This window comes from Citrobacter sp. Cpo109 (genome assembly GCF_030332565.1).
GTDB lineage: Bacteria > Pseudomonadota > Gammaproteobacteria > Enterobacterales > Enterobacteriaceae > Citrobacter > Citrobacter portucalensis.
This window is the reverse complement of the sequence record NZ_JAOWHQ010000057.1, coordinates 18320-43957: the sequence shown is the minus strand read 5'-3', so window position 1 is coordinate 43957 and position 25638 is coordinate 18320. Positions and strand designations below refer to the sequence as shown.

The 25638-nt window shown below is 52.8% G+C and carries 25 protein-coding genes, 1 tRNA gene and 1 pseudogene; 8 read left to right on the top strand and 19 right to left on the bottom strand.

Features of this window, described 5'->3' with window-relative positions:
* The 3 genes from csgE to csgG are packed head-to-tail and all read left to right on the top strand — an operon-like array spanning nucleotide 1 to nucleotide 1697.
* On the top strand, nucleotides 1–399 hold the full coding sequence (gene csgE, locus OGY71_RS10965) for a curli production assembly/transport protein CsgE (protein ID WP_003832091.1): 399 nt from the start codon (nucleotides 1–3) through the stop codon (nucleotides 397–399).
* A gap of 25 nt (nucleotides 400–424) precedes the next feature.
* The gene (gene csgF, locus OGY71_RS10960; protein ID WP_003832089.1) at nucleotides 425–838 is read left to right on the top strand and encodes a curli production assembly/transport protein CsgF; all 414 of its coding nucleotides are present in this window, start codon (nucleotides 425–427) and stop codon (nucleotides 836–838) included.
* A gap of 25 nt (nucleotides 839–863) precedes the next feature.
* On the top strand, nucleotides 864–1697 hold the full coding sequence (gene csgG / locus OGY71_RS10955; protein ID WP_003036082.1) for a curli production assembly/transport protein CsgG: 834 nt from the start codon (nucleotides 864–866) through the stop codon (nucleotides 1695–1697).
* Nucleotides 1698–1743: 46 nt separating this feature from the next.
* On the opposite strand, the gene OGY71_RS10950 is transcribed toward csgG, so the two are convergent.
* From OGY71_RS10950 to ghrA, 4 genes are all read right to left on the bottom strand, one after another.
* Complete coding sequence (locus OGY71_RS10950; protein WP_032934412.1) at nucleotides 1744–2226, bottom strand: DUF1097 domain-containing protein; 483 nt, start codon at nucleotides 2224–2226, stop codon at nucleotides 1744–1746.
* A gap of 101 nt (nucleotides 2227–2327) precedes the next feature.
* Nucleotides 2328–2882 (bottom strand): TorD/DmsD family molecular chaperone, encoded by a 555-nt coding sequence (locus OGY71_RS10945; protein WP_003832084.1) that lies wholly within the window; start codon nucleotides 2880–2882, stop codon nucleotides 2328–2330.
* A gap of 23 nt (nucleotides 2883–2905) precedes the next feature.
* Entirely contained in the window at nucleotides 2906–3643 is a 738-nt protein-coding gene (locus tag OGY71_RS10940; protein ID WP_003832082.1) for a phosphatase, read from the bottom strand.
* A 162-nt stretch (nucleotides 3644–3805) separates the two neighbouring features.
* Nucleotides 3806–4744: a glyoxylate/hydroxypyruvate reductase GhrA gene (gene ghrA, locus OGY71_RS10935; RefSeq protein WP_003832080.1), complete on the bottom strand. Its 939-nt coding sequence runs from the start codon at nucleotides 4742–4744 to the stop codon at nucleotides 3806–3808.
* Between the two features lie 236 nt (nucleotides 4745–4980).
* Between ghrA and OGY71_RS10930 the strand changes: the two genes are divergently transcribed.
* Nucleotides 4981–5068: transfer RNA gene (locus tag OGY71_RS10930), tRNA-Ser, on the top strand.
* A 144-nt stretch (nucleotides 5069–5212) separates the two neighbouring features.
* Here OGY71_RS10930 and phoH read toward each other — a convergent pair.
* The 6 genes from phoH to putP all read right to left on the bottom strand — a co-directional run bounded on the left by phoH (nucleotide 5213) and on the right by putP (nucleotide 11554).
* A complete protein-coding gene (gene phoH, locus OGY71_RS10925) occupies nucleotides 5213–6001 on the bottom strand; it encodes a phosphate starvation-inducible protein PhoH (RefSeq protein ID WP_003832078.1) in 789 nt (262 codons plus the stop codon).
* Nucleotides 5980–6276 carry a hypothetical protein gene (locus tag OGY71_RS10920; protein WP_003832077.1) on the bottom strand — a complete coding sequence of 99 codons (297 nt, stop codon included), beginning with the start codon at nucleotides 6274–6276 and terminating at the stop codon, nucleotides 5980–5982. The genes phoH and OGY71_RS10920 overlap by 22 nt, the downstream gene beginning before the upstream one ends.
* Nucleotides 6277–6523: 247 nt before the next feature.
* On the bottom strand, nucleotides 6524–7807 hold the full coding sequence (efeB, locus tag OGY71_RS10915) for an iron uptake transporter deferrochelatase/peroxidase subunit (protein WP_003832075.1): 1284 nt from the start codon (nucleotides 7805–7807) through the stop codon (nucleotides 6524–6526).
* A 5-nt stretch (nucleotides 7808–7812) separates the two neighbouring features.
* The gene (efeO, locus tag OGY71_RS10910; protein ID WP_003832073.1) at nucleotides 7813–8940 is read right to left on the bottom strand and encodes an iron uptake system protein EfeO; all 1128 of its coding nucleotides are present in this window, start codon (nucleotides 8938–8940) and stop codon (nucleotides 7813–7815) included.
* 58 nt (nucleotides 8941–8998) lie between these two features.
* Nucleotides 8999–9832 carry an iron uptake transporter permease EfeU gene (efeU, locus tag OGY71_RS10905; protein WP_003036041.1) on the bottom strand — a complete coding sequence of 278 codons (834 nt, stop codon included), beginning with the start codon at nucleotides 9830–9832 and terminating at the stop codon, nucleotides 8999–9001.
* Nucleotides 9833–10045: 213 nt separating this feature from the next.
* Complete coding sequence (gene putP, locus OGY71_RS10900) at nucleotides 10046–11554, bottom strand: sodium/proline symporter PutP (protein WP_032936247.1); 1509 nt, start codon at nucleotides 11552–11554, stop codon at nucleotides 10046–10048.
* A gap of 422 nt (nucleotides 11555–11976) precedes the next feature.
* Between putP and putA the strand changes: the two genes are divergently transcribed.
* Both putA and OGY71_RS10890 read left to right on the top strand, forming a co-directional pair.
* Complete coding sequence (gene putA / locus OGY71_RS10895) at nucleotides 11977–15939, top strand: trifunctional transcriptional regulator/proline dehydrogenase/L-glutamate gamma-semialdehyde dehydrogenase (protein ID WP_286613306.1); 3963 nt, start codon at nucleotides 11977–11979, stop codon at nucleotides 15937–15939.
* 59 nt (nucleotides 15940–15998) lie between these two features.
* On the top strand, nucleotides 15999–16394 hold the full coding sequence (locus tag OGY71_RS10890; RefSeq protein ID WP_063941867.1) for a lysozyme inhibitor LprI family protein: 396 nt from the start codon (nucleotides 15999–16001) through the stop codon (nucleotides 16392–16394).
* Here the strand turns inward: OGY71_RS10890 and rutR are convergent.
* From rutR to OGY71_RS10875, 3 genes and pseudogenes are all read right to left on the bottom strand, one after another.
* Entirely contained in the window at nucleotides 16391–17029 is a 639-nt protein-coding gene (rutR, locus tag OGY71_RS10885; protein ID WP_003036026.1) for an HTH-type transcriptional regulator RutR, read from the bottom strand. The two genes, OGY71_RS10890 and rutR, sit on opposite strands and share 4 nt — an antisense overlap.
* A gap of 58 nt (nucleotides 17030–17087) precedes the next feature.
* Nucleotides 17088–18002: a DMT family transporter gene (locus OGY71_RS10880; protein WP_003832060.1), complete on the bottom strand. Its 915-nt coding sequence runs from the start codon at nucleotides 18000–18002 to the stop codon at nucleotides 17088–17090.
* Nucleotides 18003–18163: 161 nt separating this feature from the next.
* Nucleotides 18164–18338 (bottom strand): annotated as a pseudogene (locus tag OGY71_RS10875) (con-10 family general stress protein).
* 386 nt (nucleotides 18339–18724) lie between these two features.
* On the opposite strand from OGY71_RS10875, the gene wrbA reads away from it, so the two are divergent.
* Nucleotides 18725–19321 (top strand): NAD(P)H:quinone oxidoreductase, encoded by a 597-nt coding sequence (gene wrbA / locus OGY71_RS10870; RefSeq protein WP_003832057.1) that lies wholly within the window; start codon nucleotides 18725–18727, stop codon nucleotides 19319–19321.
* A gap of 20 nt (nucleotides 19322–19341) precedes the next feature.
* A complete protein-coding gene (locus OGY71_RS10865; protein WP_003036015.1) occupies nucleotides 19342–19569 on the top strand; it encodes a YccJ family protein in 228 nt (75 codons plus the stop codon).
* Nucleotides 19570–19606: 37 nt separating this feature from the next.
* Here OGY71_RS10865 and agp read toward each other — a convergent pair whose 3' ends face one another.
* The 6 genes from agp to OGY71_RS10835 all read right to left on the bottom strand — a co-directional run bounded on the left by agp (nucleotide 19607) and on the right by OGY71_RS10835 (nucleotide 25599).
* A complete protein-coding gene (gene agp / locus OGY71_RS10860; protein WP_206159968.1) occupies nucleotides 19607–20848 on the bottom strand; it encodes a bifunctional glucose-1-phosphatase/inositol phosphatase in 1242 nt (413 codons plus the stop codon).
* A gap of 87 nt (nucleotides 20849–20935) precedes the next feature.
* The gene (locus OGY71_RS10855; RefSeq protein WP_286587116.1) at nucleotides 20936–21643 is read right to left on the bottom strand and encodes an ArsR/SmtB family transcription factor; all 708 of its coding nucleotides are present in this window, start codon (nucleotides 21641–21643) and stop codon (nucleotides 20936–20938) included.
* Nucleotides 21644–21712: 69 nt separating this feature from the next.
* Nucleotides 21713–22468, bottom strand: coding sequence for a sulfite exporter TauE/SafE family protein (locus tag OGY71_RS10850; RefSeq protein WP_149335614.1), 756 nt, complete (start codon nucleotides 22466–22468; stop codon nucleotides 21713–21715).
* Nucleotides 22469–22602: 134 nt separating this feature from the next.
* Complete coding sequence (locus OGY71_RS10845) at nucleotides 22603–23109, bottom strand: protein disulfide oxidoreductase (protein ID WP_048214488.1); 507 nt, start codon at nucleotides 23107–23109, stop codon at nucleotides 22603–22605.
* Nucleotides 23099–23722, bottom strand: coding sequence for a DsbA family protein (locus tag OGY71_RS10840; RefSeq protein ID WP_063941864.1), 624 nt, complete (start codon nucleotides 23720–23722; stop codon nucleotides 23099–23101). Before OGY71_RS10840 ends, OGY71_RS10845 begins: the two co-directional genes overlap by 11 nt.
* Nucleotides 23719–25599, bottom strand: coding sequence for a cytochrome c biogenesis protein CcdA (locus tag OGY71_RS10835; protein ID WP_191221620.1), 1881 nt, complete (start codon nucleotides 25597–25599; stop codon nucleotides 23719–23721). The genes OGY71_RS10840 and OGY71_RS10835 overlap by 4 nt, the downstream gene beginning before the upstream one ends.
* Between the last annotated feature and the right edge of the window lie 39 nt (nucleotides 25600–25638).

Genomic DNA, 25638 nt, shown 5'->3' with positions numbered 1-25638 from the left:
ATGAAACGCTATTTGACCTGGATTGTGGCAGCAAATTTATTCTTTGCTGCCGGGAGTCTGCACGCAGCGACAACCGTAGAGGTGGAGGTTCCCGGACTGTTAACTGACCACACTGTCTCTTCAATCGGTCATGATTTTTATCGGGCCTTTAGTGATAAGTGGGAAAGCGAGTACACAGGAAACTTAACCATTAATGAAAGACCCAGTGCGCGTTGGGGAAGTTGGATCACCATAACGGTCAATCAAGACGTTATCTTCCAGACTTTTTTATTCCCAACGAAAAGAGACTTCGACAAAATAGTTGTCTTCGCATTGGCAGAAACTGAAGAAGCATTAAATCGCCGGCAAATAGATCAAACACTATTAAGCACTAGCGATTTAGCGCGTGATGAATTCTAAAACATGATTTTGTCCGGAGGCTTTCATGCGTGTTAAACATGCAGTGGTTTTGCTCATGCTAATTTCACCATTAAGTTGGGCCGGAAACATGACGTTCCAGTTTCGCAACCCAAACTTTGGTGGCAACCCGAATAATGGTGCTTTTCTGTTGAACAGCGCCCAGGCCCAGAACTCATATAAAGATCCAAGCTATGACGATTACGGTATTGAAACCCCGTCAGCTCTGGATAACTTTACTCAGGCGATTCAGTCACAAATTCTCGGTGGCCTACTCACCAACATTAATACCGGTAAACCAGGAAGAATGGTGACCAATGATTTTATCATTGATATCGCCAACCGGGACGGACAACTGCAATTGAATGTCACCGACAGGAAATCGGGGAAAACTTCGACTATTGAAGTGTCGGGTTTACAAACACAGTCGACCGACTTCTAAGTTATAGCCACGAAAGGAAATAATCATGCAGCGTTTACTTATCATGGTGGCAGTAATTTTACTCAGCGGATGTTTAACAGCCCCGCCTCAAGAAGCCGCTAAGCCGACATTAATGCCCCGAGCCCAAAGCTATAAAGACTTGACGCATCTGCCTATGCCTACAGGTAAGATCTTTGTGTCGGTATACAACATTCAGGATGAGACTGGCCAATTTAAACCTTACCCGGCAAGTAACTTCTCAACCGCCGTCCCGCAAAGCGCCACGGCTATGCTTGTCACCGCATTGAAAGATTCTCGTTGGTTCGTCCCACTGGAACGTCAGGGGTTACAGAACTTGCTTAACGAACGCAAAATCATTCGTGCAGCTCAGGAAAACGGTACGGTTGCGATTAATAACCGGATCCCGCTACAGTCCCTGACCGCGGCAAACGTCATGGTGGAAGGGTCAATTATCGGTTATGAAAGCAACGTTAAATCCGGTGGTGTCGGTGCACGTTATTTTGGTATTGGCGCTGATACGCAATACCAGCTCGACCAGATAGCGGTAAACCTGCGCGTAGTTAACGTCAGCACCGGTGAGATCCTGTCGTCAGTGAATACCAGTAAAACCATTCTGTCTTATGAAGTACAGGCTGGGGTGTTCCGCTTTATTGACTACCAGCGTCTGTTGGAAGGTGAAATTGGTTACACCTCTAACGAACCGGTTATGCTTTGTCTGATGTCAGCGATTGAAACGGGCGTTATCTTCCTGATTAATGACGGCATCGATCGCGGATTGTGGGATTTGCAGGATAAGAAACAAGTTGATAATGACATTCTGGTTAAATACCGTCATATGTCGGTACCGCCAGAATCCTGATGGGTCTATACAGCATAAAAAGCGTGAGGAAATCCCTCACGCTTTTTTATTTACTGGTCAGCGTCGACGATATTCTATTTTCACGGCGAGATGCCAGCCACAGACCACTGTTTTTCATCGCATAGCCGAATACCAGACCCAGTGCCAATGACGGAACAACCAGTCGCCAGTCCCCCTGCCCTGCAAATGTTGCACATGCGCCAATGAACGTGCCCGGTACAAATGAAAGCAACCATTGCTTTGCCTGGATACACATCAGAAACGCGACAATTCCTGTCATGACATAACCAATAATGTCCATATGCGGAGCAAGCGCGCTACCGTTAATAATCACCAACGCCCACACCACACCGCTTAGCAGCGTACACGCCGAGATCCACAGTCCTTTTAACCCACCTTGCGGGCAGGCGAAATAAGCCGTACAACCCAGAAAGCCAGCCCAACTGAGTAAACCAAGAGAAACGGCCACCCATCCCCAGATCCCGGAGAGAATGCCCGTTGTGATTGCAATTGAGAGAAGTATGTTCATGCCGCGCATCTTAGCAGAAAAACGGCATGGGAATGAGATCGCGCACACAATTTATGCAAGCTTATAAATTGAGTTGCACTATTAAGTGATACGCATCACATTTATTCGTCTGTATCTTCCTGCAATTCGTCCCACATCGCACCAATGGCATCACGCGTCAGCGGTGCTATCGTACGCCAGAAAGGCGTGTTCGCGTGCGCTTCAACTTTTCCAAGGAACGTACCGCACCAGGGCAGCAAGTAGTCTACAAACAAGGTTTCAAGCGCCTCACTTTCATCTTCCGCAGACTGGTCCTCAAGCCATGAAGCCGCCAGCAACAGCGTACCAATGTGATCTGCCGGTGTATCAGCCAGCGGCATGCCCCGGGCTGAAAGAAATGCACGAACATCGGATTCTTTCGCCCCTTCTACCCAGGCACTACGATATGGCGGCACTGCACACTCGTCACCGACAAACAGCGCGTTGTAATCTGCAGCCAGCTGGGGCATATCGCAGCTCTTCTGTAAACGGGTGAGCAGTTCGTCCTGTTCCAGCGGCCAGTTGGCGGACAGTTTACCTTCACTAATTAAGGTAAACAGGGGAACCAGTAAAGGGTCCTGCGGTTGGCGGTAAAACAGCGAGCCCAGTACACGACACAGGATAGAAAACTCGTTCATTGATATATTCCAGTTAGTAACAATTACAGTTCAGCAAATTCCGCGATCGGCTCCATGCCTCGCGATTCCAGAAACGCCAATAGACGTTTAGGTGTGACGTTTAAAATTCTGTCTTCAGGGAAATTAACATCATCCAGGATTTTACGGCATTCGCCAAATTCTCCCAGCGTGAAAGCGGTATGTGAATCCGACCCTAACGCCACCCAGCCGCCAGCATCACGTACAGCCGCAGCAACCGCACGACAATTATCCTCACTGCCCTTACGCGAATGCAAAAACGAAGAGTTATTGATTTCCAGTGCAACCTGGTACTTTGCCGCCGCCTTCGCAATTGCTTTAATATCAACAGGATACTTTGGATTTCCCGGATGGCTGATGATGTGCACATTACCGCTGGCCATCGTAGCTATCATTGCCTGGGTATTGGTGTCTTTATCGTGAGGGGCAAAAACCGGCTCATGGAAGCCCGCAATAATGAGGTCCAGGGAGGTAAACATCGGACCTGAACAGTCAATTTCACCTTCAATATTCTTAATATTGGCTTCTATTCCTCGCAGGATCCCCACGCCATCCACGACACGTGGCCAAATACGCATATTGATAAAGTGCCAGTGGTGTGGCGCATCCGCCATGTCCGGTCCATGATCGGTAATGGCAAATAGCTTGATGCCTTTGCGACGAGCTTCCGCGATGTAATCACTTAAGGTGCTGTAGGCGTGGGTGCTGGCGACGGTATGCATATGCAGGTCAACGGGATACATAACTCTCTCCTGTAGTCATTTTCCGTCAAGGATAGCAGGTATCGCCGCCATTAATACCCTAAAAATTCGAGTCGTAGGCAGGTGAACAACCGTAGCCAACGCACATCCAGCTTGAAGTATGGCGGGTATTTTAGCTGAAACCCGGTACTTGCCGGGTTACCATCAATATCCCCGAACGCGATTGACCTGACCTGTTACGACTTGCCCGCTCTCCAGGTTCATAATCGTGCGGGAGATATAGTCCACCGCTTCTGCCGGACGGGTAACTGCGGCAATATGTGGCGTCATCGCCACACGCGGATGTTTCCATAATGGGCTGTTTTCTGGCAGCGGTTCACGGCTATAAACATCCAGCATGGCCCCCTTCACCTTGCCGCTGTCCAGCGATGCCAGAAGATCGTCTTCATTGAGATGAACACCGCGTGCAAGGTTCAGCACGTAGGCGCCATCCTGCAATTGGCTAAGTAAATCAGCGTTAATAATGCCTACGGTTTCTGCCGTATTAGGCAGGAGGTTGATCAGCACGCGAGTTTGACTCAAAAATGCGCCCAGTTCCTCAGTACCGGCGAAGCTTTCCACGCCAGACCAGGATTTACGCGTACGACTCCAGCAGCGCAGTGGGAATCCCCATGCTTGCAGGCTTTCGGCAACTTTTGCACCCAATACCCCTGCCCCCATGATCCCGACGGTAAATTCCTCGCGAGTATATTCTGACAACGGTTGCCATTTCGCCTGATTTTTCAATGCCTGATAATCATCAAAGCGACGAAACCAGTGCAGCACCTGACTGACCGCATATTCCTGCATTTGCAGGCCCATACCCGTATCTTCCAGACGGAAAAGCGGGATCGACGCATCCAACATTTCCGGATGAGCATTGAGTTTACTGAGAATAGAATCGACACCCGCTCCCAGCGCAAATACGGCTTTTAATTTTCGTCCTGCGAGCATTTCAACCGGCGGATGCCAGACCAGCGCATAGTCAGCATGTGCATTATCACCCGCTTTCCACTCGCGTACGTTCGCACCAGGTATTGCCTTTGCCAACGCATTAATCCACCAGGTCGTATCGAATGTTGGGTGATAGAAAATTATATCCATATTGTCTCCTGAACATTGTTGTGCGGAACTTTCTCGCACTTATTATCATCATTTTTCGAGGGAACATCAGAGTAGCAAATTTTAGGATGCTGGCAAAAAAAACAATTCCCGCTTATTTATGCTCCATGTTGCTTGAAGTTTGTGTAAATGCACATTTTTTTCAAAAAGTTGATTGACGGCGGGGCGGTGTTTCCCCTACATTAGCGCCCGTTCCGGTAGCACAGGGACAACAATATGGTGAGGTGTCCGAGTGGCTGAAGGAGCACGCCTGGAAAGTGTGTATACGGCAACGTATCGGGGGTTCGAATCCCCCCCTCACCGCCATATTTTAAGAAGAGCTCGTACGAAAGTACGGGCTTTTTTTTTCGCATGTTGCACATCTGCGGGGGGATGAGAAGCCCCGACCGGTCATGTACTGGCGTCAAACAACAAAGCCCGGTTTCCCGGGCCTTGAAGACGGAGTACATATCAGTTGTAAGCGTTGAGCGTCCGCTGACAGAGCGCAGAGCGGACGCAATCGTCTTTATTGAAACGAACAATCCCAACCATCTCATCTTCTTCGAAACGGGCCAGCGCATCGCTAAGCCCTGAGCGAACGTGGGCTGGTAGATCGCACTGGGTCACATCCCCATTCACAATCACCGTCACATTCTCCCCGAGGCGGGTCAAAAACATCTTCATTTGCGCAGCAGTGACGTTCTGAGCCTCGTCAAGAATGACCACTGCATTTTCAAATGTACGTCCACGCATATAGGCGAACGGCGCGATTTCCACCTTACCAATCTCAGGTCGCAGGCAATATTGCATGAAGGAGGCTCCCAGCCGTTTGACAAGCACGTCATACACGGGGCGAAAATAGGGAGCAAACTTCTCGGAAACATCTCCAGGTAAGAAGCCGAGGTCTTCATCAGCTTGCAGAACTGGACGGGTTACAATGATCCTGTCCACATCTTTATGGATCAGGGCCTCTGCTGCTTTTGCCGCGCTGATCCAGGTTTTACCACACCCGGCTTCACCGGTGGCGAAGATCAGCTGTTTACTCTCGATAGCATTCAGGTAGTGCGCCTGAGCTTCATTCCGCGCCGTGATTGGCGAGGCGTCGCGACTGTCACGCGCCATACCAATCGCTTCTACGCCGCCCATCTGCACAAGCGAGGTGACCGATTCATCTTCACGTTGCTTATGGCTACGCGAATCCCGCCTCAGCACACGTTTTGCTTCACGACGAGCTTTGATCACTGCTTTTTGTCTTCCCATGGATAGCACCTTGAGTTGTAGGTATACATCACACGCGCCGTTGGCGGCACGATTATGCGCACGAACATCTGAGGGTTGGCTTCCTTGTAAGCCATTGCTTGCTTTCGGATAAGACGCCACGCACAGCTACGCGCACCGTACAGGGCGTCAGTTGCGAAGATAAGAAGTGAATAAGAGAGAGATTTAGCGGTGACGAGGAGGCTACCGGAAGAGAAACGTCCGCGTAAGGTACTGCTGTTACTGTGAAAAACGTGTCCAATACAGGACTTTTCCATTCGCGATCTCCATAGTGAATGACAATCACCGCCGGGAACTACCGCTATTACTTATAAGTACATCATAACCTTTCGCTAATGCAACAATATTTTTACTTACTGTTAACTTAAATTCTATCTTATCACCAGAGACAGTCTCTTGCAGAGAGATGACAGAATTATTTCAGTCGCATACCGATCATAAAAAATAGTTTGTTCCTTCATCAAGATGTCAGGAAAAACCCCGCTGTACTGCGGGGCATAATCATCAGGCTTCAAGCAGAGACTGTCCCAGATAATTGTCTGCAGTTTTAACACCCGGCAAAGCAAAGAAATATCCCCCACCAATCGGTTTGACATATTCTTCCAGCGCTTCACCGTTCAGACGTTTCTGCACTGTCAAAAAACCTTTTTCCAGATCGTGTTGATAGCAGACAAACAACAGCCCCATATCCAGTTGACCGGAATTAGTCACACCGAGCGAATAACTGTAGCCACGACGCATCATCAGGCTGGAGTCGGTCTCTTTCGTACGCGGATTTGCGAGACGGATATGGCTGTCGAGCGCAATCACCTCGCCTTCAGGATCGCTGGCATAGTCAGGCACATCATGCTCATGCTGCATACCCAGCGGCGCGCCGGTGTGTTTATCGCGACCAAAAATCGTTTGCTGCTCTTTCAGCGGCGTACGGTCCCAGAACTCAACGCGAAACTGAATGAGCCTGACGGCCTGATAGCTACCGCCTTGTGCCCAGTCAGGCTCGCCCTGCCCGTCCGTAACCCACACCACGTCTTGCATCAACTTCGCATCCGTAGCGTCCGGATTCGCGGTGCCGTCTTTAAAGCCAAGCAAATTGACCGGGGTCTCTTTGCCTTTACTACGTGCGGCGTGGTCGGAAATAAAACCTTCACGTTTCCAGCGCACGCTAAGGAGATCGGGTGTATGTTTAATGATATCGCGCAACGCGTGGATGACGGTGTCCTGGGTGTTGGCACAAATCTGCAGCAGCACATCGCCATGGCACAGCGCCGCATCCAGCGAATCATTCGGGAAACGGGTCATTTTTTGCAGCTTTTTCGGCATCTGCGATTTCAGGCCATAGCGTTCATCAAACAGCGAGGAGCCGACTGACAACGTCATCGTCAGGTTGTCTGGCGCAATGTATGCACCGAGGATACCTGAATCCATAGGGGGGAGACGCGGATTCGGCGTATCCGGCGCCGGTCCACCGGTGGTCAGAAACGCAAACCGGCTGGTCAGCAACCGGAATAACCGCTCAAGATCGGCCTTATCGCTGGCGAGAACATCGAATGCCACCAGCATCATTGATGCCTGCTGCGGCGTCAGGATCCCCGCCTGATGCTGACCATAAAACGGCTGCGCTTCACTACGTGCATCCGGAGACAACGTGCCCGGCGCGCTTTGTGATTTTTGCGCGTGGGCAACCGGACACCCACCCGCCAGCGCCAGCGCCCCACCCAGGGCGCCCATCCCTTTCAGTAAACGTCGGCGTGACGGTTCGCTCACGCCGTTTTCATTATCTTGCTGCATAGTGCTTAGTCCAGACCCAGAACACCGCGTAATTGCGACAAATCTTCCGCCAGCGTCGTGATTGGCCCTTTCAGTGCATTACGATCGGCATCAGTCAGTTTGTCATAGGTTTCAAAGCCGTCTTTGGTACGGTACTTGCTCAGAATGGTATCGACCTTTTTGAAGTTCGCATCCACCTTCGCAAGCAGTTCAGCATTGGATTTTTGCAACTGAGGACGCAGGAGATCGACAATTTTCTGCGCACCATCGACGTTGGCCTGGAAATCCCACAGATCGGTATGGCTATAGCGATCTTCTTCCCCACTGATTTTGCTGGCAGCAACTTCTTCAATCAGTCCTGCTGCCCCGCCAACAACTTTAGACGGTGGGAAAGCCAGCTCGCTAATACGCGTTTGCAGGTCAAGAACATCGCTGTTTAATTGGTCGGCGTACTTATCCATACCTTTGGTGGTATTGTCGCCAAACAGCGCTTTCTCCAGGCGGTGGAAGCCGGTGAATTTAGGATCGGCGGCTTTTTGCTCATAATCATCTTCACGTGCATCGATGCTGCCATCGAGATCGGAGAACAGTTCAGCAATCGGTTCAATACGCTCATAATGCTGACGGGTTGGCGCATACAGCGATTTCGCTTTTTCCAGATCGCCAGCTTTAATCGCATCGGTAAAGGCTTTGGTGCCCGCAACCAACTGCGCGGTTTCGGCTGTCACATAGGCTTTGTATTCGGTAATCGCGCCGCTCAGACTCAGCAGAGCATCGCTTTGCGCGGCATCCGCCGTTGCGCTACCTTTTACGATCAGTTTGCCTTTCGGGTTAGTCAACAGGCCGCAGGTCATATCATATTCGCCAGGCTGGAGGTTAGCGGTCATTTTCTGGCTAAAGCCCGGTGCAATGTTTTCGCGCTCTTCAACCACCATAACGCCTTTGAGGATCTCCCACTCCAGCGCTTTCTGGCTATGGTTCTGGATGATGAACTGCGTTTTCCCTGCATTAACCGTGATAGTCATCGGTTCACATTGTTTGTCGTTAACCGTGACTTTCACCTGCGGAATATCGGCAGCTTGTGCATTAAAAGCGGAGGCAAACAGCGCGGCGATACCTAGCTGCAGCGCACTACGGCGAAAATTAAACGTCATAACCTATCCCTATAAATAAGTATGTTGTAACTAAAAAGTATTCTGCATCGCGTTTTTATCAAGGTGCGGTACGCGATGCCGTAGTGCCTGAACGCGGCGGTAACGCAAACATAATCAACGCCGGAATCAGGTAGATAAACCAGACAGCGACTTCACTAACGCTTGGCGCTTCCTGATAGCCGAAAATGCCTTCCATCAATGTGCCAAACAGCGAATGCGTCGACAGCACGCTGCTCAGGTCAAACGCCACATCCTGAAAATGATTCCACAACCCAGCTTCGTGGAAAGCACGGATTGCCCCAGCAGCAAGACCGGCAGCCACCAGCAAAATGAACAGGCTGGTCCATTTGAAAAATGCCCCGAGATTGAGGCGAATGCCGCCGAGGTAAATCAGGTAACCCAGTACCACCGCGGTAGCCAGTCCCAGCATCGCGCCTAACGGCGGCCAGATACCTACATCCTGCTGGAATGCTGCCAGCAGGAAGAACACCGACTCCAGCCCTTCACGGGCAACAGCAAAAAAGACCATCATAACCAGCGCCCAGCCGTGATGGTTGCCACGCTGCAACGCGTTATCGACAGCCTGTTCAAGCTGGACTTTGACGTTGCGCGAAACTTTACGCATCCAGAACACCATCCAGGTGAGGATCACCACGGCAATGACCGCCACGATGCCTTCAAACAGCTCCTGTTCTTTTTGCGGAAATTCACCGGTGGTTTCGTTGATGAAAATCCCTAACGCCAGGCATAACGCCGCCGCCAGCAGAACACCAATCCACATCACACCAATCCATCGACCACGCTGAGTCCGTTTCAGGTAGCTGGCAATCAGGCTGACAATCAGCGCGGCCTCTAACCCTTCGCGCAACATAATTAGAAATGGAACAAACATGCGAAGAACCCTTAAACGTTATTCTCAGTCAATTGATGAAAAGAAAAGTAAATTACAGTGATAGTGATTATCATTACAGGAAAGAAAAACTCAAGCAGAATGTTTTGAGAATGATGACTGAATGTAAAAGGTTAGGCAGGTAACGGTTATAGCAGGTTTACAACGGAAGCAATAAAAAAGCCCGCACGCGGCGGGCTTGAAGACAGAGGCAGATTATTCTGCCTGTAAACGCGATGGCGGAGCTGAGTGATAATGCGCATCAGCCTCGGCAAAACGTTGCTGCATAGCAGTTGAAGGCGCTTTACCCAACAGGCTGAAGACCACAATACCGATGCTGCCGAAAACAAAGCCCGGGATGATTTCATACAGACCCAACCAGGCAAACTGCTTCCAGACGATTACCGTCACCGCACCGATGATCATCCCTGCCAGCGCGCCGTTGCGGGTCATACGCGACCACATTACCGAGAACAGAACCACCGGACCAAACGCCGCGCCGAAGCCCGCCCAGGCGTAGCTTACCAGACCCAGCACGCGGTTCTCCGGGTTCGCCGCCAGCGCGATAGACACCAGCGCCACGACCAGCACCATGATGCGGCCAATCCATACCAGCTCTTTCTGGCTGGCATTTTTACGCAGGAACGCTTTGTACAAATCTTCGGTGATTGCGCTGGAGCACACCAGCAGCTGGCAGCTCAAGGTCGACATAACCGCAGCGAGGATCGCAGACAGCAGAATACCAGCAATCCACGGGTTGAACAGGATTTGCGCCAGTTCAATAAATACGCGCTCGGCGTTCTGGTTAACAGCACCGGCAAGCTGTGGGTTGTTGTTAAAGTAAGCAATACCAAAGAAGCCCACGGCCACGGCACCTGCCAGGCACAGGATCATCCAGGTCATACTGATACGGCGAGCATGAACGATGCTATGGTGGGAATCTGCTGCCATAAAGCGCGCCAGAATATGCGGCTGGCCAAAGTAGCCCAGACCCCAGCCCATCAAAGAAATGATGGCAACAAAATTCAGCCCTTTGAACATGTCCACGTTCTCAATGCTCTTTTGTTTAATCACTTCCAGCGAATCTTCAAATCCACCCACGCCAATAATGACCATTACCGGCGTCAGGATCAGAGCAAAGATCATCAGGCTGGCCTGGACGGTATCGGTCCAGCTAACCGCCAGGAAACCACCAATAAAGGTATAAATGATCGTCGCGGCCGCCCCTGCCCACAGCGCTGTTTCATAGCTCATGCCAAAGGTGCTTTCAAACAGACGCGCCCCTGCCACAATCCCTGAAGCACAATAGATGGTGAAAAACAGCAAAATAACCAGCGCGGAGATAATACGCAAAATTCGGCTTTTATCTTCAAAGCGACCGGTAAAGTAATCCGGTAACGTCAGCGCATTGTTATTGTATTCGGTATGTACACGTAAACGTCCGGCCACCAGCTTCCAGTTGATCCATGCGCCCAAAATAAGGCCGATGGCGATCCAGCTTTCTGAAATCCCCGACAGGAAAATCGCGCCGGGCAACCCCATCAGCAACCAGCCGCTCATGTCAGATGCCCCGGCAGATAACGCGGTCACGAATGGACCCAGACTGCGTCCACCCAGAATGTAATCGTCAAAGTTTTTGGTTGAACGCCATGCAATAAACCCTATCAATATCATGCCGAAAATATAGACACAGAATGTCACTAACATCGGTGTGCTAATAGCCATCAAAAATCTCCAAAATTATGTATCAGCAATGCCGTGGCTTGCCGTTTTATTACCCTGCCGGAACGTGGCAAAGATATCTATGTTGACCAGGGCGACCGTATCCTGCCGGAAGCGATGGTTATTCACAATCGATTTAACACACCATTTACATCAAATTTGATCCAGAGTAGATAGCATTTTTCTGTAGGTTGCACTCTCTCACATTTTTTTCGGTTGCACCTTTTAAAAGTGTTAACTACCGCAGAGAAAAAGATTCTGTAATTTTTACAGCCCACATCATAAGACTCATATTTATTAACATCTCATTCATTTCCAAGCTTGCAAACCAAGTCACATTTAACACGGTTGCACAAAGTTGCAACATAGTGGATATTTCTCGGTAACTATCAGCCCCGTATTTCAGTACAACAGGAGTAAACGGCATGGGAACCACCACGATGGGGGTTAAACTGGATGACGCCACTCGCGAGCGTATTAAAACAGCAGCATCACGAATCGATCGCACGCCACATTGGCTGATCAAGCAAGCCATCTTTAATTATCTCGAAAGACTGGAAAATGACGACGCGCTTCCTGAACTGCCGGCCCTGCTGGCGGGTGCCGCGAATGAGGGTGAGGAGTTAACCACGCAGCAGAATGAAGCGCACCAGCCTTTCCTGGAATTTGCCGAACAGATCCTGCCGCAGTCTGTTTCCCGTGCAGCAATCACCGCCGCGTACCGCCGAGCCGAAACCGATGCCGTGCCAATGCTGATGGAGCAGGCTCGTCTGCCGCAACCCATCGCCGAGCAAGCGCATAAACTGGCGTACGATCTGGCCGACAAACTGCGTAACCAGAAGACCGCCAGCGGCCGCGCCGGGATGGTACAAGGTTTATTGCAGGAATTCTCCCTTTCTTCACAGGAAGGCGTCGCGCTGATGTGTCTGGCGGAAGCCCTGCTGCGTATTCCCGATAAGGCAACCCGCGATGCGTTAATCCGCGACAAAATCAGCAACGGCAACTGGCAGTCGCACATTGGACGCAGCCCGTCCCTGTTCGTCAACGCGGCGACCTGGGGGCTGTTGTTTACCGGTCGTCTGGTTTCTACGCATAATGAAGCCAGCCTTTCACGCTCACTCAACCGTATTATCGGCAAGAGCGGTGAACCACTGGTACGTAAAGGTGTCGACATGGCAATGCGCCTGATGGGCGAGCAGTTCGTCACCGGAGAGACTATCGCTGAAGCGCTAGCTAACGCCCGTAAACTGGAAGAAAAAGGTTTCCGCTACTCTTACGACATGCTGGGCGAAGCGGCTCTGACTGCCGCCGATGCCCAGGCTTATATGGTTTCGTACCAACAGGCAATCCACGCCATTGGTAAAGCCTCAAATGGTCGCGGCATCTATGAAGGGCCAGGCATTTCTATCAAGCTGTCAGCGCTGCATCCGCGTTATAGTCGCGCGCAGTATGACCGCGTGATGGATGAACTCTATCCTCGTCTGAAGTCGCTTACTCTGCTGGCCCGCCAGTACGACATCGGTATCAATATCGATGCTGAAGAGGCCGACCGACTGGAGATCTCCCTCGATCTGCTGGAAAAACTGTGCTTTGAACCTGAACTGGCGGGCTGGAACGGTATCGGCTTTGTTATTCAGGCCTACCAGAAGCGCTGCCCGTATGTTATCGACTACCTGATTGATCTCGCCACGCGCAGCCGCCGTCGCCTGATGATCCGTCTGGTTAAGGGCGCCTACTGGGATAGCGAAATCAAACGTGCGCAAATGGACGGTCTGGAAGGTTATCCGGTCTATACCCGTAAGGTCTACACCGACGTTTCCTATCTGGCCTGTGCGAAAAAACTGCTTGCGGTACCGAATCTGATCTACCCGCAGTTCGCCACCCACAACGCCCATACGCTGGCGGCGATTTATCAGTTGGCCGGTCAAAACTACTATCCTGGTCAGTACGAGTTCCAGTGCCTGCACGGTATGGGCGAACCGCTGTATGAGCAGGTCACCGGTAAAGTTGCCGATGGCAAACTGAACCGTCCATGCCGCATTTATGCACCGGTAGGCACGCATGAAACGCTGCTGGCATATCTGGTGCGTCGTCTGCTGGAAAACGGCGCCAACACTTCATTCGTCAATCGCATTGCAGACACTACCCTGCCGCTGGATGAACTGGTAGCCGATCCGGTCGAAGCCGTTGAAAAACTGGCGCAGCAGGAAGGCCAGGCTGGTCTGCCACATCCGAAGATTGCCCTGCCGCGTGATCTGTACGGTAAAGGCCGTGAAAACTCAGGCGGTCTGGATTTAGCAAACGAACATCGTCTGGCCTCGCTGTCCTCTGCCCTACTCAACAGCGCACTGCAAAAATGGCACGCAAAACCGATGCTCGAACATCCGGTTGCTGACGGTGAAATGACCCCAGTCGTCAACCCGGCCGAACCGAAAGACATTGTCGGTTACGTGCGTGAAGCAACCCACAGCGAAGTGGAACAGGCATTGCAGAACGCGGTAAATAACGCGCCGATCTGGTTCGCCACACCGCCACAAGAGCGCGCCGTTATTTTGCATCGCGCCGCAGTTCTGATGGAAGGCCAGATGCAGCAGTTAATTGGCATTCTGGTGCGCGAAGCAGGCAAAACCTTCAGCAACGCCATTGCGGAAGTACGCGAAGCGGTTGACTTCCTGCACTATTATGCCGGTCAGGTCCGCGATGACTTCGATAATGAAACCCATCGTCCGTTAGGGCCGGTGGTCTGTATCAGCCCGTGGAACTTCCCGCTGGCCATTTTCACCGGGCAGATTGCCGCTGCGCTGGCGGCGGGCAACAGCGTGTTGGCAAAACCCGCGGAACAAACTCCGCTGATTGCCGCCCAGGGTATTGCCATTATACTCGAAGCAGGTGTGCCGCCAGGCGTGGTGCAACTGTTGCCTGGTCAAGGCGAAACGGTCGGGGCACAGCTCACTTCCGATGAGCGCGTACGCGGCGTCATGTTTACCGGCTCAACGGAAGTCGCCACGCTGTTGCAACGCAATATCGCGACCCGCCTCGATGCTCAGGGGCGCCCAATCCCGCTTATCGCCGAAACCGGCGGGATGAACGCCATGATCGTCGACTCTTCTGCGTTAACGGAACAGGTGGTGGTCGACGTTCTGGCTTCTGCCTTTGACAGCGCCGGACAGCGCTGCTCAGCGCTTCGCGTCCTGTGTCTGCAGGACGATGTCGCCGACCATACGCTGAAAATGCTGCGTGGCGCGATGGCGGAATGTCGCATGGGTAACCCGGGCCGTCTGACCACCGATATTGGACCGGTTATCGATGAAGAAGCCAAAGCCAATATTGAGTGCCATATTCAGGCCATGCGCGCTAAAGGGCGTCCGGTGTTCCAGGCCGTGCGCGAAAACAGCGACGATGCGCGTGAATGGCAAACCGGTACCTTTATCGCGCCGACGCTTATCGAGCTGGAAAGCTTCGACGAATTGCAAAAAGAGGTGTTCGGTCCGGTACTGCACGTGGTGCGTTACACCCGCAACAATCTGGGCAGCCTGATTGAGCAAATTAATGCCTCCGGCTACGGCCTGACGCTGGGCGTGCACACCCGTATCGATGAAACCATCGCCCAGGTCACGGGTTCGGCACATGTGGGGAACCTGTACGTTAACCGCAATATGGTCGGCGCCGTCGTCGGAGTGCAGCCATTCGGTGGCGAAGGCTTGTCAGGAACCGGGCCAAAAGCGGGCGGACCGCTGTATCTGTACCGCCTGCTGGCAAACCGTCCGGAAAATGCGTTAGGCATTACGCTTGCCCGTCAGGATGCTGAATACCCGGTCGATGCACAGCTTAAAACGGCGCTCGTTCAGCCGCTGGAAGCGCTTAGCGAATGGGCAACCGATCGTCCAGCACTGCGTGCGCTCTGCCAACAGTTTGGTGAACTGGCGCAGGCCGGAACGCAACGCCTGCTGCCAGGCCCCACCGGCGAGCGCAATACCTGGACGCTGTTGCCGCGCGAACGCGTGCTGTGTATCGCCGATGACGAACAGGACGCACTGGTACAAGTTGCCGCTGTAACTTCCGTTGGTAGCTTAATCCTGTGGCCAGATGATACGTTCCATCGCGACCTGGCAAAACGCCTGCCAGCCGCGGTTTCCGGGCGCATTCAGTTTGCCAAAGCGGACAACATCGCCACGCAGCCGTTTGATGCGGTTATTTTCCACGGCGATTCCGATCAGCTTCGCGCACTGTGTGAAGCAGTGGCGGCCCGCGAAGGGGCGATTGTGTCGGTCCAGGGCTTTGCCCGCGGCGAAAGCAATATCCTGCTGGAAAGGTTGTATATTGAGCGCTCCCTGAGCGTCAATACCGCCGCAGCTGGGGGGAACGCCAGCCTGATGACAATCGGCTAAGGTTGTGGTTAATTAAGGCTCCGGTAACGGGGCCTTTTTTTATTAAGCCAGAGGGAAGCATGAAACGAATCGTACTGACATGTGCAGTGCTGCTGCTGAGCGGCCAGGCGCTGGCGGATGACTGCGCCAACGCGAACACGCAGATTGAGATGAACACCTGTGCGGCAGAGCAGTATAAGGCGGCCGACGCCAAACTTAATGAAACGTACCAGAATGCGCTAAAGCGCGCCGCCCCAACCCAGCGCGATTTACTGAAAAAAGCGCAAATATCATGGATAACTTTGCGCGATGCAGATTGTGCATTAATCAGTTCCGGTACCGAAGGCGGTAGCGTTCAGGCGATGATTTCCAGCCAGTGCCTGACGGATAAGACCAACGAGCGCGAAGCGTTTCTCGCCTCGCTCTTGCAGTGTGAAGAAGGCGATTTAAGCTGCCCGTTACCGCCGGCCAGTTAACGCACGCGGATCCCTTCAATAATCATCCGCTGTACGCTCTCCACCGTTTGGTTAAAAAAGGCTTCATCACGCAGCGTTGCGCCCGTCACCGCCTCTACCTGTGGGGCAAAATCGGCGTAGTGCTGAGTTGAAGCCCAAATCATAAAAATCAGATGATGCGGATCGACCGGAGCCAGTTTTCCGCTTTTGATCCAACCGGCAATCAGCGCGGATTTCTCATCAATTAGCGTTTTGAGATCCCCCTCCAGTTCTGCCATCAATAAAGGCGCTCCGGCCAGCATCTCCATACAAAACAGCCGTGAGGCCTGAGGGTAATCGCGCGACACTTCCAGCTTAAGGCGAATGTATTCTTTAATGGCCACCAGCGGTGCAAAGTCTTCGCGAAAAGCTTTCAATGGAGCTAGCCAGATGTCGAGGATCTGCCGTAAAACGGCGATATAAAGCACCTCTTTTGACGGGTAGTAATAAAGTAAATTGGTTTTTGACACGCCCGCCTGCTCTGCCACCTGCTCCAGGCGAGTGCCGTGGATCCCATATTGGGAGAAGATATTTAATGCCGCGGTTAAGATGGCCTGGCGTTTTGCACTGACGGCCTGCGAGCGCTTACCTGTTTTTTTCTCTGCGCGTTGGACCATGCGCCCTCTCCTTCTTGTGAGGGTGTCAGCATACCAAATCACGCGGTGAATGGTTAAATTAAAGCGATTCCGGCGGCGCCTCTTGTCCAAGCGCTTTTTTCTTTTTGAACTTCAGCTCGCTGACCAGTACGCCAACAATAATGAATGCCGCACCAAGCAATGCAAGTAGCGGTAAACGTTCACCCGCCAGACGGCCAAAGATCCCCGCCCACACCGGCTCACCGGTATAAATAACCGTTGCGCGCGTCGGCGAAACGCTGCGCTGCGCCCAATTCATGGTGACCTGAATAATCGCGCTAAAAATCCCCAGCCCCAGCGCCACCACCAGCAATCCGGTAGACATTGGTGGTACGGTCTCTCCGGCCGGTCCCATCGCCATAAACGCCACTATCGAAGCGGTTGCCAGTTGCACTACCGTTACCCGACGTACATCCACTTTTCCCGCCCACGCGCTAATCAGGATAATTTCTGCCGCAATCGCCACCGCACCGGCAAGCGTGATCCACTCGCCTTCGCCCAGGGCCAGTAAATTGCCTCCCGGTCCGGCAAGAAAAATCAATCCGATAAAGGCCAGCACAATGCCGACGCACGGCATCAGGCCAGGCATGCGCCCCAGGCACAGCCATTGTAAAAGCGGCACCAACGGTACGTACATCGCGGTAATAAACGCCGATTTACTGCTGGGAATAAACTGTAGCCCCCAGGTTTGCAGACTATAGCCCAGCGCAATTGCGATACCGATTGCAACCCCAGCTTTGACTTCCAGCCACGTCAGCTTATGCAGTGTGTGTAACGATAAAAGCGCGACCGCCAGCGCGGCAGTGGCAAAACGCACACCGACAAAGAAAAAAGGGCCGCTCAGGGTAACGGCATATTGCACCGCCAAAAACGTGCCACCCCAGAACATGGTGATCACAATGAGGATCGCTTCCTGAGGTTTAACAGAGAAGGAATAACGAGAAAGTAATGACATGAGACACCCGATTAACTGAATGTCATTAGTCTGCGTTGCGTTTTGTTACAGTTCAACCTTGCAGACAAAAAAAACCGCCGGAAAGACCCGGCGGCGGTGGCTACGTAACGTCTGTCTCTGACACTCAGCCGTCACGACATATCTGACAGATAGCCCGACAATTACGATTTGTTGTTGCCGTGGCTATTTTTGCCCCCTTTTTTGCCTGCCTCTGAAGCGCGTTGCGGGTCATTCTTGAAGTTGCCCCCCGCTGTGCTGGCCACCTTTTCGACCTGCTTCTGATGCTCTTTCGCGGTCTTCCGCAAAGTTGCCGGAACCGCCCCGATGGTTTGCCATTACTGACCTCCGTCATTGATTAGACATCATATTGCATAGGTACTGAGGAGTGATACCTCACGCAGCGTTACGGGCGAGGCCCTGAAAATAACTGCGTGGGAATAAGCATAGTGAAGCGTGGCCAGGGCAGACGCTAACTGTAATATCCTGCAACAGGATCAGGAGTGACAAAGAAATAATCACAATAAGAAATCAATAAGTCTTTCTTATGACTACCGAATTCTACCCGGTTAAATATGTATCATTTTGCTACAAAGCAGGTTGTTATAAAAATTGTTATAAATCAAAGAAGTGATTGTGAAATTTGCACTCCTGACAGTACGTCATATCTTTAAAGGTAGGTAGCGAATCGCTACGGACACGGTTAACTCGAGGAGTAGTGTAAAATGGCAAAAGTTCTGGTGCTTTATTATTCTATGTACGGACACATTGAAACTATGGCCCACGCAGTCGCAGAAGGCGCAAATAAGGTAGATGGCGCAGAAGTGATTATTAAGCGTGTACCAGAGACCATGCAGCCCGAGATTTTCCTTAAGGCTGGCGGCAAAACACAAAACGCACCAGTCGCAACCCCGCAAGAACTGGCTGATTACGACGCCATCATTTTTGGTACCCCCACGCGCTTTGGTAATATGTCCGGTCAGATGCGTACCTTCCTCGACCAGACTGGCGGGCTGTGGGCCTCTGGCGGCCTGTACGGCAAACTCGCCAGCGTATTCAGCTCAACGGGAACCGGCGGCGGTCAGGAACAAACCATTACATCAACCTGGACTACGCTTGCCCACCATGGGATGGTGATTGTACCTATCGGTTACGCGGCGCAAGAGCTGTTTGATGTCTCACAAGTTCGCGGCGGTACCCCTTACGGTGCAACCACCATTGCCGGAGGCGACGGCTCCCGCCAGCCAAGTCAGGAAGAATTATCTATCGCCCGCTATCAGGGTGAATATGTCGCAGGTCTGGCAGTAAAACTCAACGGCTAATCTTCAACAGGAGGATTCGAATGCCAACTCAAGAAGCGAAAGCCCATCGCGTCGGCGAATGGGCAAGTCTGCGCAATACATCGCCGGAAATAGCCGAAGCCATTTTTGAAGTCGCGCATTATGACGAGAAACTGGCGGAAAAAATTTGGGAAGAAGGTAGCGATGAGGTACTCATCAAAGCCTTTGAAAAAACAGACAAAGATTCGCTCTTTTGGGGTGAACAGACTATCGAACGCAAAAACGTCTAGCGCGCTGACTCCCCCGCGAACACGGGGGAGTTTTCTTTTACTTAGCCGCCTCATTCAGCACGCTATCGAACTTATCTATCGTGCAAAAACCATCCGCATCTATCGGACATCCTTTCAGCTCCAGCGTTACGCGCTGCGCCGGAGATTTCAGCGTCAGAACGTCTGCATTACGCAACTGCTGCGAGCTCTGATACACATACTCGATTTTCATCAGATCACGATTTGCATTGCTGTCATGCCAGCGCTGGAAGACAATCTTCCCGCCAATCGGCGTACGCTCGTTCTGATCGTGAAGTTGGTACGGTTTAAAATCCAGCGCGGTGAGCAGCGAAGCGATATTTGAATCATGCCCCACCAGCACGGTTATTTTCGGTGCTTTCGCGCGTTCAGTAACCAGCGCATTATCAATATATTTCACCAGTGGTTTGGCGACGTTCTGCGCCACTTCCGGGGAGGTGAACAGGCTATCCTGATAGCCGTTTTTCAGCTTCGACAGAACCTTCCACTGCTGATCGGATTTAATCTCGCCCCAGGCAACTTTGTCCATTGGGAAGCCTTCGTAATATTGCAGCGTGAAGGCATCAACCAGCGAATTCCCCACCTTCAGCGGCCCCGAAACGCCTGGCTCCTGCTGGTATTTCGCACTAAACGTATCTTTGGCATCGGTCAGGGAACACTGCTGTTTTTCTTTGCAGGACGGAGAGTCTTTGTAGTCGGTCATTTGCTCAAGCAACTGATAGCTATCGTTGAGCTGCATTTTACTACGCTCTTTCTCCATGGCCTGAACGGCCTGCTGGCTGAAGACGGCGGAATCATCGGTGATCACCGGATTAAAGGTAGGATCCATGGTGCCCATTTTTTCCTGATGATGGACCGGAACATCGCAACCAGGGAAAGCACCGGTGACAAAGAACTGCGCCGTGGCGACCGTACGCTGCAGGCTGTTAGCATAGGTATAGACCGTATTCGGTGCCGGGCATTCGCCCGATTTCACCATCCCCTGCTCTGCCAGCCACTCTCGCATGTAGTGGCCCATATAGATTTCCAGCACACCGCCTTTAGTAGTGAGTTGTCCGCCGGGGACATCCCATTCTGGCCATTGTTTGGGGGTGGACTGCTCAAGAACGCTGCCATTATTGGCTAAAGGTGCGCGTAAGTTATGCCGACTCATCATCAATACTTGCTGAAGCTGATAGCCTTCCGGCGCGGTCTGCGCCTGCGCGGCGGTTGACAATAAGACAGCCCCAGCCACGGCTGTGGCGATTAACGATTTATTCATCCCTACGACCTCTTGTTGTTATCAATCACAACAGAGTGTGACAGAAATATGACATATTTCCGGGAACGCTTTCGCAAAACAGACCATCTAGCGTGTCGTTTTAACACCAAATTCGGTTTCGAGTTTACGAATGCCAAGAGGTGTGAAGATGATATGGCGGCTGCCCTGTTCGGTTTTTATCCATCGCTGTTCACTGAACCAGCGCAGCAGCGTTGCGCCAAGCACACCACCAGGATGATAACGTCGTTCGCTCCAGTCCAGACAACCGCAGGTTAACTTCCGCCGGGATGAGCCCGCCGCCAGGACAATCCCCATCCGGGCCAGATTTTCCTGGCCAAGAGGAGTCAGCGTTTCACCATCCGGCGTTAACCACTGACGGGAAACCAGCGTATCGAACAACCTCACCGCGACCTCTCCGGCGAGATGGTCGTAGCAGGTGCGGGCATGGCGCAAACCTGGCGGTGTAGTGATTCTGCGGGGCGTTGATGTCGCCCACGCAACGCCCATCAGGCGTTCCAGCAGTTCAGCGATATCGGAACCTGCAAGGCGAAAATAACGATGTCTGCCCTGCGCCAACGCGACAACAAAACGTTGTTCGCACAGACGCGCCAGATGCGCGCTGGCGGTCGACGCGGATATATCCGCCACCGCGCTGAGCTCAGTTGCAGTCCAGGCGCAGCCATCCATTAGGGCGCACAACATACGCGAGCGCGATTTATCGGCCATCACTGCCGCAGTGAGTGCCATTTTCGACTCCAGATCGCCCTCTTCTTCATGTAATATCACGGATGCCATAACGACCTCATTGGCCCTGAATCTCTGAATTAACGATGCCATGAAAGTCGCGCAAAGTCACCGCACCGGTCACACAGCACGCAGCATCATCTCTGTACCCAACCCGACCAGACAAAACAGAAAACAGCGTTTAAACACGAGCGGAGAAATAACCCTTCGCACACGGGTACCTATCCATTGGCCAATCAGCGCAGGAACAATGGCCAAAGCCGACAAACTTAGCGATTGTATGGGCAGCGCGTTGTGCCACCACAGACCCAGCGCCAATGCCAGGGTCGAAAAGGTAAAAGAGATCCCGAGCGCCTGCACCAGTTCATCTTTCTCAAAGCCGAGGGACTGGATCCAGGGCACTGCGGGCATCACAAACACCCCGGTTCCGCCGGTCAATAAGCCGGTCACAAATCCAATAACGAGGGAGTATGGTTTTTCACGCTGCGGGGCCACCACGATTTTCTTTCCCGCCAGCGTCCAGATAGCGTAGGCCACCAGCGCCACGCCGAGCGCAAACTGGGTACGGGTGGTGTCCCCCCCGGTAATCCAGGTGCTGGCAAGCAGAGTCGCCATTACCACTGTCAGCAGCATTGGCCACAGTCGTTTGAGTAATTGGCGTGTATTTCCACCACCGCCAAACTGGAACAAATTGCTTATCAGCGAAGGCAATAGCAGCATGGCCGCCGCGGCAACTGGCGAAATAAGCGATCCGAGGATCCCCATTGCCACGGTGGGTAATCCCATACCCGTAACGCCTTTCACCATCCCCGCGAGGACAAATGTAGCTGTAATCATCACCACCAGAGCGGGTTCAAACGCTAAAGAACTCGTCATGTTGCACTTTCCTGGAAAAGAGAAGATGCCTGATTCTGGACGTTAATCACTGTGTTTGCTTCGTCAGGCAACGAAATATGCCTTCCTGGCGAGGGTGACGTCATAAAAAATGCCGGGTTTCCCCGGCACATTTATCAGAACGTTTTCGCCCACCACAACCGAAGTTTCATGCCCCAGTAGCTGGTCCAGCCGCTGGTGGTTGATACCACCCGACCTTGTGACATCACCACCAGCGTGGGCGTGACGCTGATCGCCCAACTGCGGGAAATGGCCCCGTTCGCATCATTGATGACTGGAAAGTCCACGCCTTTTCGCGACAGCCAGCGAGATACCTCAGCTTCATTTCCGGAACGTAACGCAATGGTCATCACATTTTCCCCTTCCGAACGCAGCCTGGCGACTTCCGGCGTCGTGAAGCGGCATACGCCGCACCAGCTCGCCCAGAAATAAAGCAACACCGGCTCGTCTTTGCTGAGCGCCGCCAGCGTGACGGTTTCACCATCCAGCGTTTGTAAAGGCGTGCTGTCAAAGGAGGCAGGGAGCTGCGGCGCGCGCCAGGCATCCATCAGCAGCATCGCCCCCGCCAACAATGCCAGTAAGATCAGCCCTTCGCGCAGCCAGCGGCGCAGTTTACTGAGCATTGGCCGCCGCCAGTTTTTCTTTTACCACTTCCTCAAGGGTTTCCCACGACACCGCACCGGGAATAAGTTCATCACCAATAATCGTTGCGGGGGTTCCCTGCACCCCCACCAGTCTCGCCAGTTGCAGGTTAGTACTCAGCGTTTCAGCACTTTGGGCATCCAGCGTCACCGGACTGGCCCCCGCTTTTTCCTGCGCCTGCTTGATACTGACGTCGGTATGATAGCCCTTCTTCTGCATCAATTTTTCATGTAATGCCAGGGACTGTTGCGGATGCTCATGCCAGGTGGTCAACACGGTCCGCGCCGCCAGTTCCGAGCTTTCACCTTTAAACGGCAGCGGTTTAATCACCACCGCTACGTCAGGATATTTCTGCACAATTTTTTCCAGCATTGGATCCAACTGCTTGCAGTATGGGCAGTTGTAATCGGTGAAGTTTATCAGGGTCAGTTTCGCCTGCTTCGCGCCAAGCCGCGGGCTGTTGGGATCGTTAAACAAGGCTTCCTGAATTAATGCTTCAATTTGCTTTTCCTGTTCCGGGGTAAACGGCGCAGGCTCTTTCGCGATACTGACGGCAGAAAACAAGGTTAACAGCAGAACAATCATCATTTTCATGGGGTTACTCCTTTGGCATCATTCAACGTTTGCAGTACCGCATCGCGGGTTAACAACGTGGGTAACGCCTGGCCATCTGGCAGACCGGGGCCATAAATTTGGTTATACGGCACAGCAACCTGGCCGCGTTTTTTTAGAAATGCGGTAATAGCTTCAGAAGGGAGTGTCCAGTCGCCGCGCAGCGCCACCACATCCGGCTGTTGCAATGCGGCCTGTACGTCTTCTTTATGCAACACGTTGTATTTGTTTACCTTACAGGTGATGCACCAGTCGGCTGTGACGTCAATGAACACGCGCTTATGTTGTGCCAGCGCATCCTCAATCGCTTGCTCGCTTAGCGGTTGCCAGTTCACGCTTTCTTTAGCGCTACTTTGTCCGCTAAACCCTAAGTGTGGGAGCAGCAACGTCGCAAGCCAGATAGCCGAACCCAGCATCATCACGCCAAGCAGACGCCGCAAAATATTCATCCACCGCCCTGGTCGCGGCAAACGCAGCGCCAGACCGGGACGCAGGGCCACCAGCAGCCACGGTAAGCTCATCCCCAGCCCTAGTGCGATAAACAATCCCCACAACGTCGGCAGCGAAGCGGTCAATGCTACCGCCACCGCCGTTCCCAGAAACGGGGCACTGCACGGCGTGGCAAGCAGTGTCGCAAATGCACCTTGCCAGAAATGTCCCGACAGTCCGTTGCCGCCGTGAGTCGCCAGCGTGGTGGTCATTGCAGAAGGCAGGCGGAATTCAAACCACCCGAACAGGCTGGCGCTGAACGTCAGCATCACCAGTACCATGACGCCAATGAACCATGGATTCTGAAACTGGATCCCCCAGCCAAGGGCCTGATTGGTTAAACGCAGCACCGTCATCAATAGCGCCAGTGCCATAAACGAGACCAGTATTCCGGCTACCGATGCGAGGAACTGACGACGGATCTGGCGACGACTTTTTTCCTCGACCAGCAAAATAGAGCCCAGCTTCATGCCGAGAACCGGTAACACACAAGGCATCAGATTGAGGATCAAACCACCCAGCAGTGCCATGAGCACCACTTGCCACAGTGGGAGTGAGGCGTTCTCAACAACCGGGGCTTCGCCAATCGCCAGACGACTCTCCTGGGCAACACCGTTATCTGCCAGCACCAGCGTGACTGACTTACCACGCAGATCCGGCGCGCCTTCTCCCCAACCGTCATGTACAGGTACCGTGGCGCGTAACATCTCCCCCTCAACATGGATTTGCGGCATGCCAAAATCCGTATCATCAACAGCATCCAGATACAGCCCCGGTGCAGTCCAGCCTCCCGCACGGTGAGCCTCGACGACTAACTCTCCCGCCCGTGCGCCAGCGCTCAGAGTATCGGTCAGGCCGCTGGCAAGTGGGATCTGTCCCATCGCCTGAGCATAATCATGTGCAAAAGTCGGGTCCTGGGCTGTGGGCGTCACGGAAAAAGGAAAATCCGTCAACAGGCAAACGTTGCTACAGGTAGATAGCGTCAAAACGCCGCTGAGCGTGGCGGGCGCTCTACCGCGCACCACCATCGGAAACGTCACCTTATCGTGATACCCCTGGGTAGTGATATTGGCGACCTCAAAACGAGCAGGGGTTGGCCAGGACCAGTCGACCGCAGGCATTTCCCCTTTCCAGGCGATAGCAGGCGCAACGCCCCCCTCGCCCGGAGAACGCCAGTAGGTTTTCCAGCCGTCCTCCAGTTTGACATCCAGCAGCAGACGGGTTTCTCCGCCTGCGGACGTATCAGCGCGTAACCGCACGCTGGCGTGATCGTTATCGGGTGAACGCAGCCAGCCGGGTTCAGCCGCCCAGGATACGGGCAGCCATAGCAATAACAGACAGAGCAACGCCTGTCTGAAAACAGTCATCATAGTTTTTCTCCGTGAATAATTATCTAACAGTCAGCAACG

Excerpts from the sequence above, each read along its gene's own strand:
- efeU (WP_003036041.1), bottom strand. The coding sequence starts at position 9,832 with ATGTTTGTTCCATTTCTAATTATGTTGCGCGAAGGGTTAGAGGCCGCG.
- ghrA (WP_003832080.1), bottom strand. The coding sequence starts at position 4,744 with ATGGATATAATTTTCTATCACCCAACATTCGATACGACCTGGTGGATT.
- OGY71_RS10865 (WP_003036015.1), top strand. The coding sequence starts at position 19,342 with ATGCCAACTCAAGAAGCGAAAGCCCATCGCGTCGGCGAATGGGCAAGT.
- OGY71_RS10835 (WP_191221620.1), bottom strand. The coding sequence starts at position 25,599 with ATGATGACTGTTTTCAGACAGGCGTTGCTCTGTCTGTTATTGCTATGG.
- OGY71_RS10880 (WP_003832060.1), bottom strand. The coding sequence starts at position 18,002 with ATGTCATTACTTTCTCGTTATTCCTTCTCTGTTAAACCTCAGGAAGCG.
- OGY71_RS10945 (WP_003832084.1), bottom strand. The coding sequence starts at position 2,882 with ATGAACGAGTTTTCTATCCTGTGTCGTGTACTGGGCTCGCTGTTTTAC.
- OGY71_RS10940 (WP_003832082.1), bottom strand. The coding sequence starts at position 3,643 with ATGTATCCCGTTGACCTGCATATGCATACCGTCGCCAGCACCCACGCC.
- putP (WP_032936247.1), bottom strand. The coding sequence starts at position 11,554 with ATGGCTATTAGCACACCGATGTTAGTGACATTCTGTGTCTATATTTTC.
- efeO (WP_003832073.1), bottom strand. The coding sequence starts at position 8,940 with ATGACGTTTAATTTTCGCCGTAGTGCGCTGCAGCTAGGTATCGCCGCG.
- efeB (WP_003832075.1), bottom strand. The coding sequence starts at position 7,807 with ATGCAGCAAGATAATGAAAACGGCGTGAGCGAACCGTCACGCCGACGT.
- csgF (WP_003832089.1), top strand. The coding sequence starts at position 425 with ATGCGTGTTAAACATGCAGTGGTTTTGCTCATGCTAATTTCACCATTA.
- OGY71_RS10920 (WP_003832077.1), bottom strand. The coding sequence starts at position 6,276 with ATGGAAAAGTCCTGTATTGGACACGTTTTTCACAGTAACAGCAGTACC.
- OGY71_RS10950 (WP_032934412.1), bottom strand. The coding sequence starts at position 2,226 with ATGAACATACTTCTCTCAATTGCAATCACAACGGGCATTCTCTCCGGG.
- OGY71_RS10850 (WP_149335614.1), bottom strand. The coding sequence starts at position 22,468 with ATGACGAGTTCTTTAGCGTTTGAACCCGCTCTGGTGGTGATGATTACA.
- agp (WP_206159968.1), bottom strand. The coding sequence starts at position 20,848 with ATGAATAAATCGTTAATCGCCACAGCCGTGGCTGGGGCTGTCTTATTG.
- rutR (WP_003036026.1), bottom strand. The coding sequence starts at position 17,029 with ATGGTCCAACGCGCAGAGAAAAAAACAGGTAAGCGCTCGCAGGCCGTC.
- OGY71_RS10855 (WP_286587116.1), bottom strand. The coding sequence starts at position 21,643 with ATGGCATCCGTGATATTACATGAAGAAGAGGGCGATCTGGAGTCGAAA.
- OGY71_RS10845 (WP_048214488.1), bottom strand. The coding sequence starts at position 23,109 with ATGCTCAGTAAACTGCGCCGCTGGCTGCGCGAAGGGCTGATCTTACTG.
- putA (WP_286613306.1), top strand. The coding sequence starts at position 11,977 with ATGGGAACCACCACGATGGGGGTTAAACTGGATGACGCCACTCGCGAG.
- wrbA (WP_003832057.1), top strand. The coding sequence starts at position 18,725 with ATGGCAAAAGTTCTGGTGCTTTATTATTCTATGTACGGACACATTGAA.
- OGY71_RS10840 (WP_063941864.1), bottom strand. The coding sequence starts at position 23,722 with ATGAAAATGATGATTGTTCTGCTGTTAACCTTGTTTTCTGCCGTCAGT.
- csgE (WP_003832091.1), top strand. The coding sequence starts at position 1 with ATGAAACGCTATTTGACCTGGATTGTGGCAGCAAATTTATTCTTTGCT.
- csgG (WP_003036082.1), top strand. The coding sequence starts at position 864 with ATGCAGCGTTTACTTATCATGGTGGCAGTAATTTTACTCAGCGGATGT.
- OGY71_RS10890 (WP_063941867.1), top strand. The coding sequence starts at position 15,999 with ATGAAACGAATCGTACTGACATGTGCAGTGCTGCTGCTGAGCGGCCAG.
- phoH (WP_003832078.1), bottom strand. The coding sequence starts at position 6,001 with ATGGGAAGACAAAAAGCAGTGATCAAAGCTCGTCGTGAAGCAAAACGT.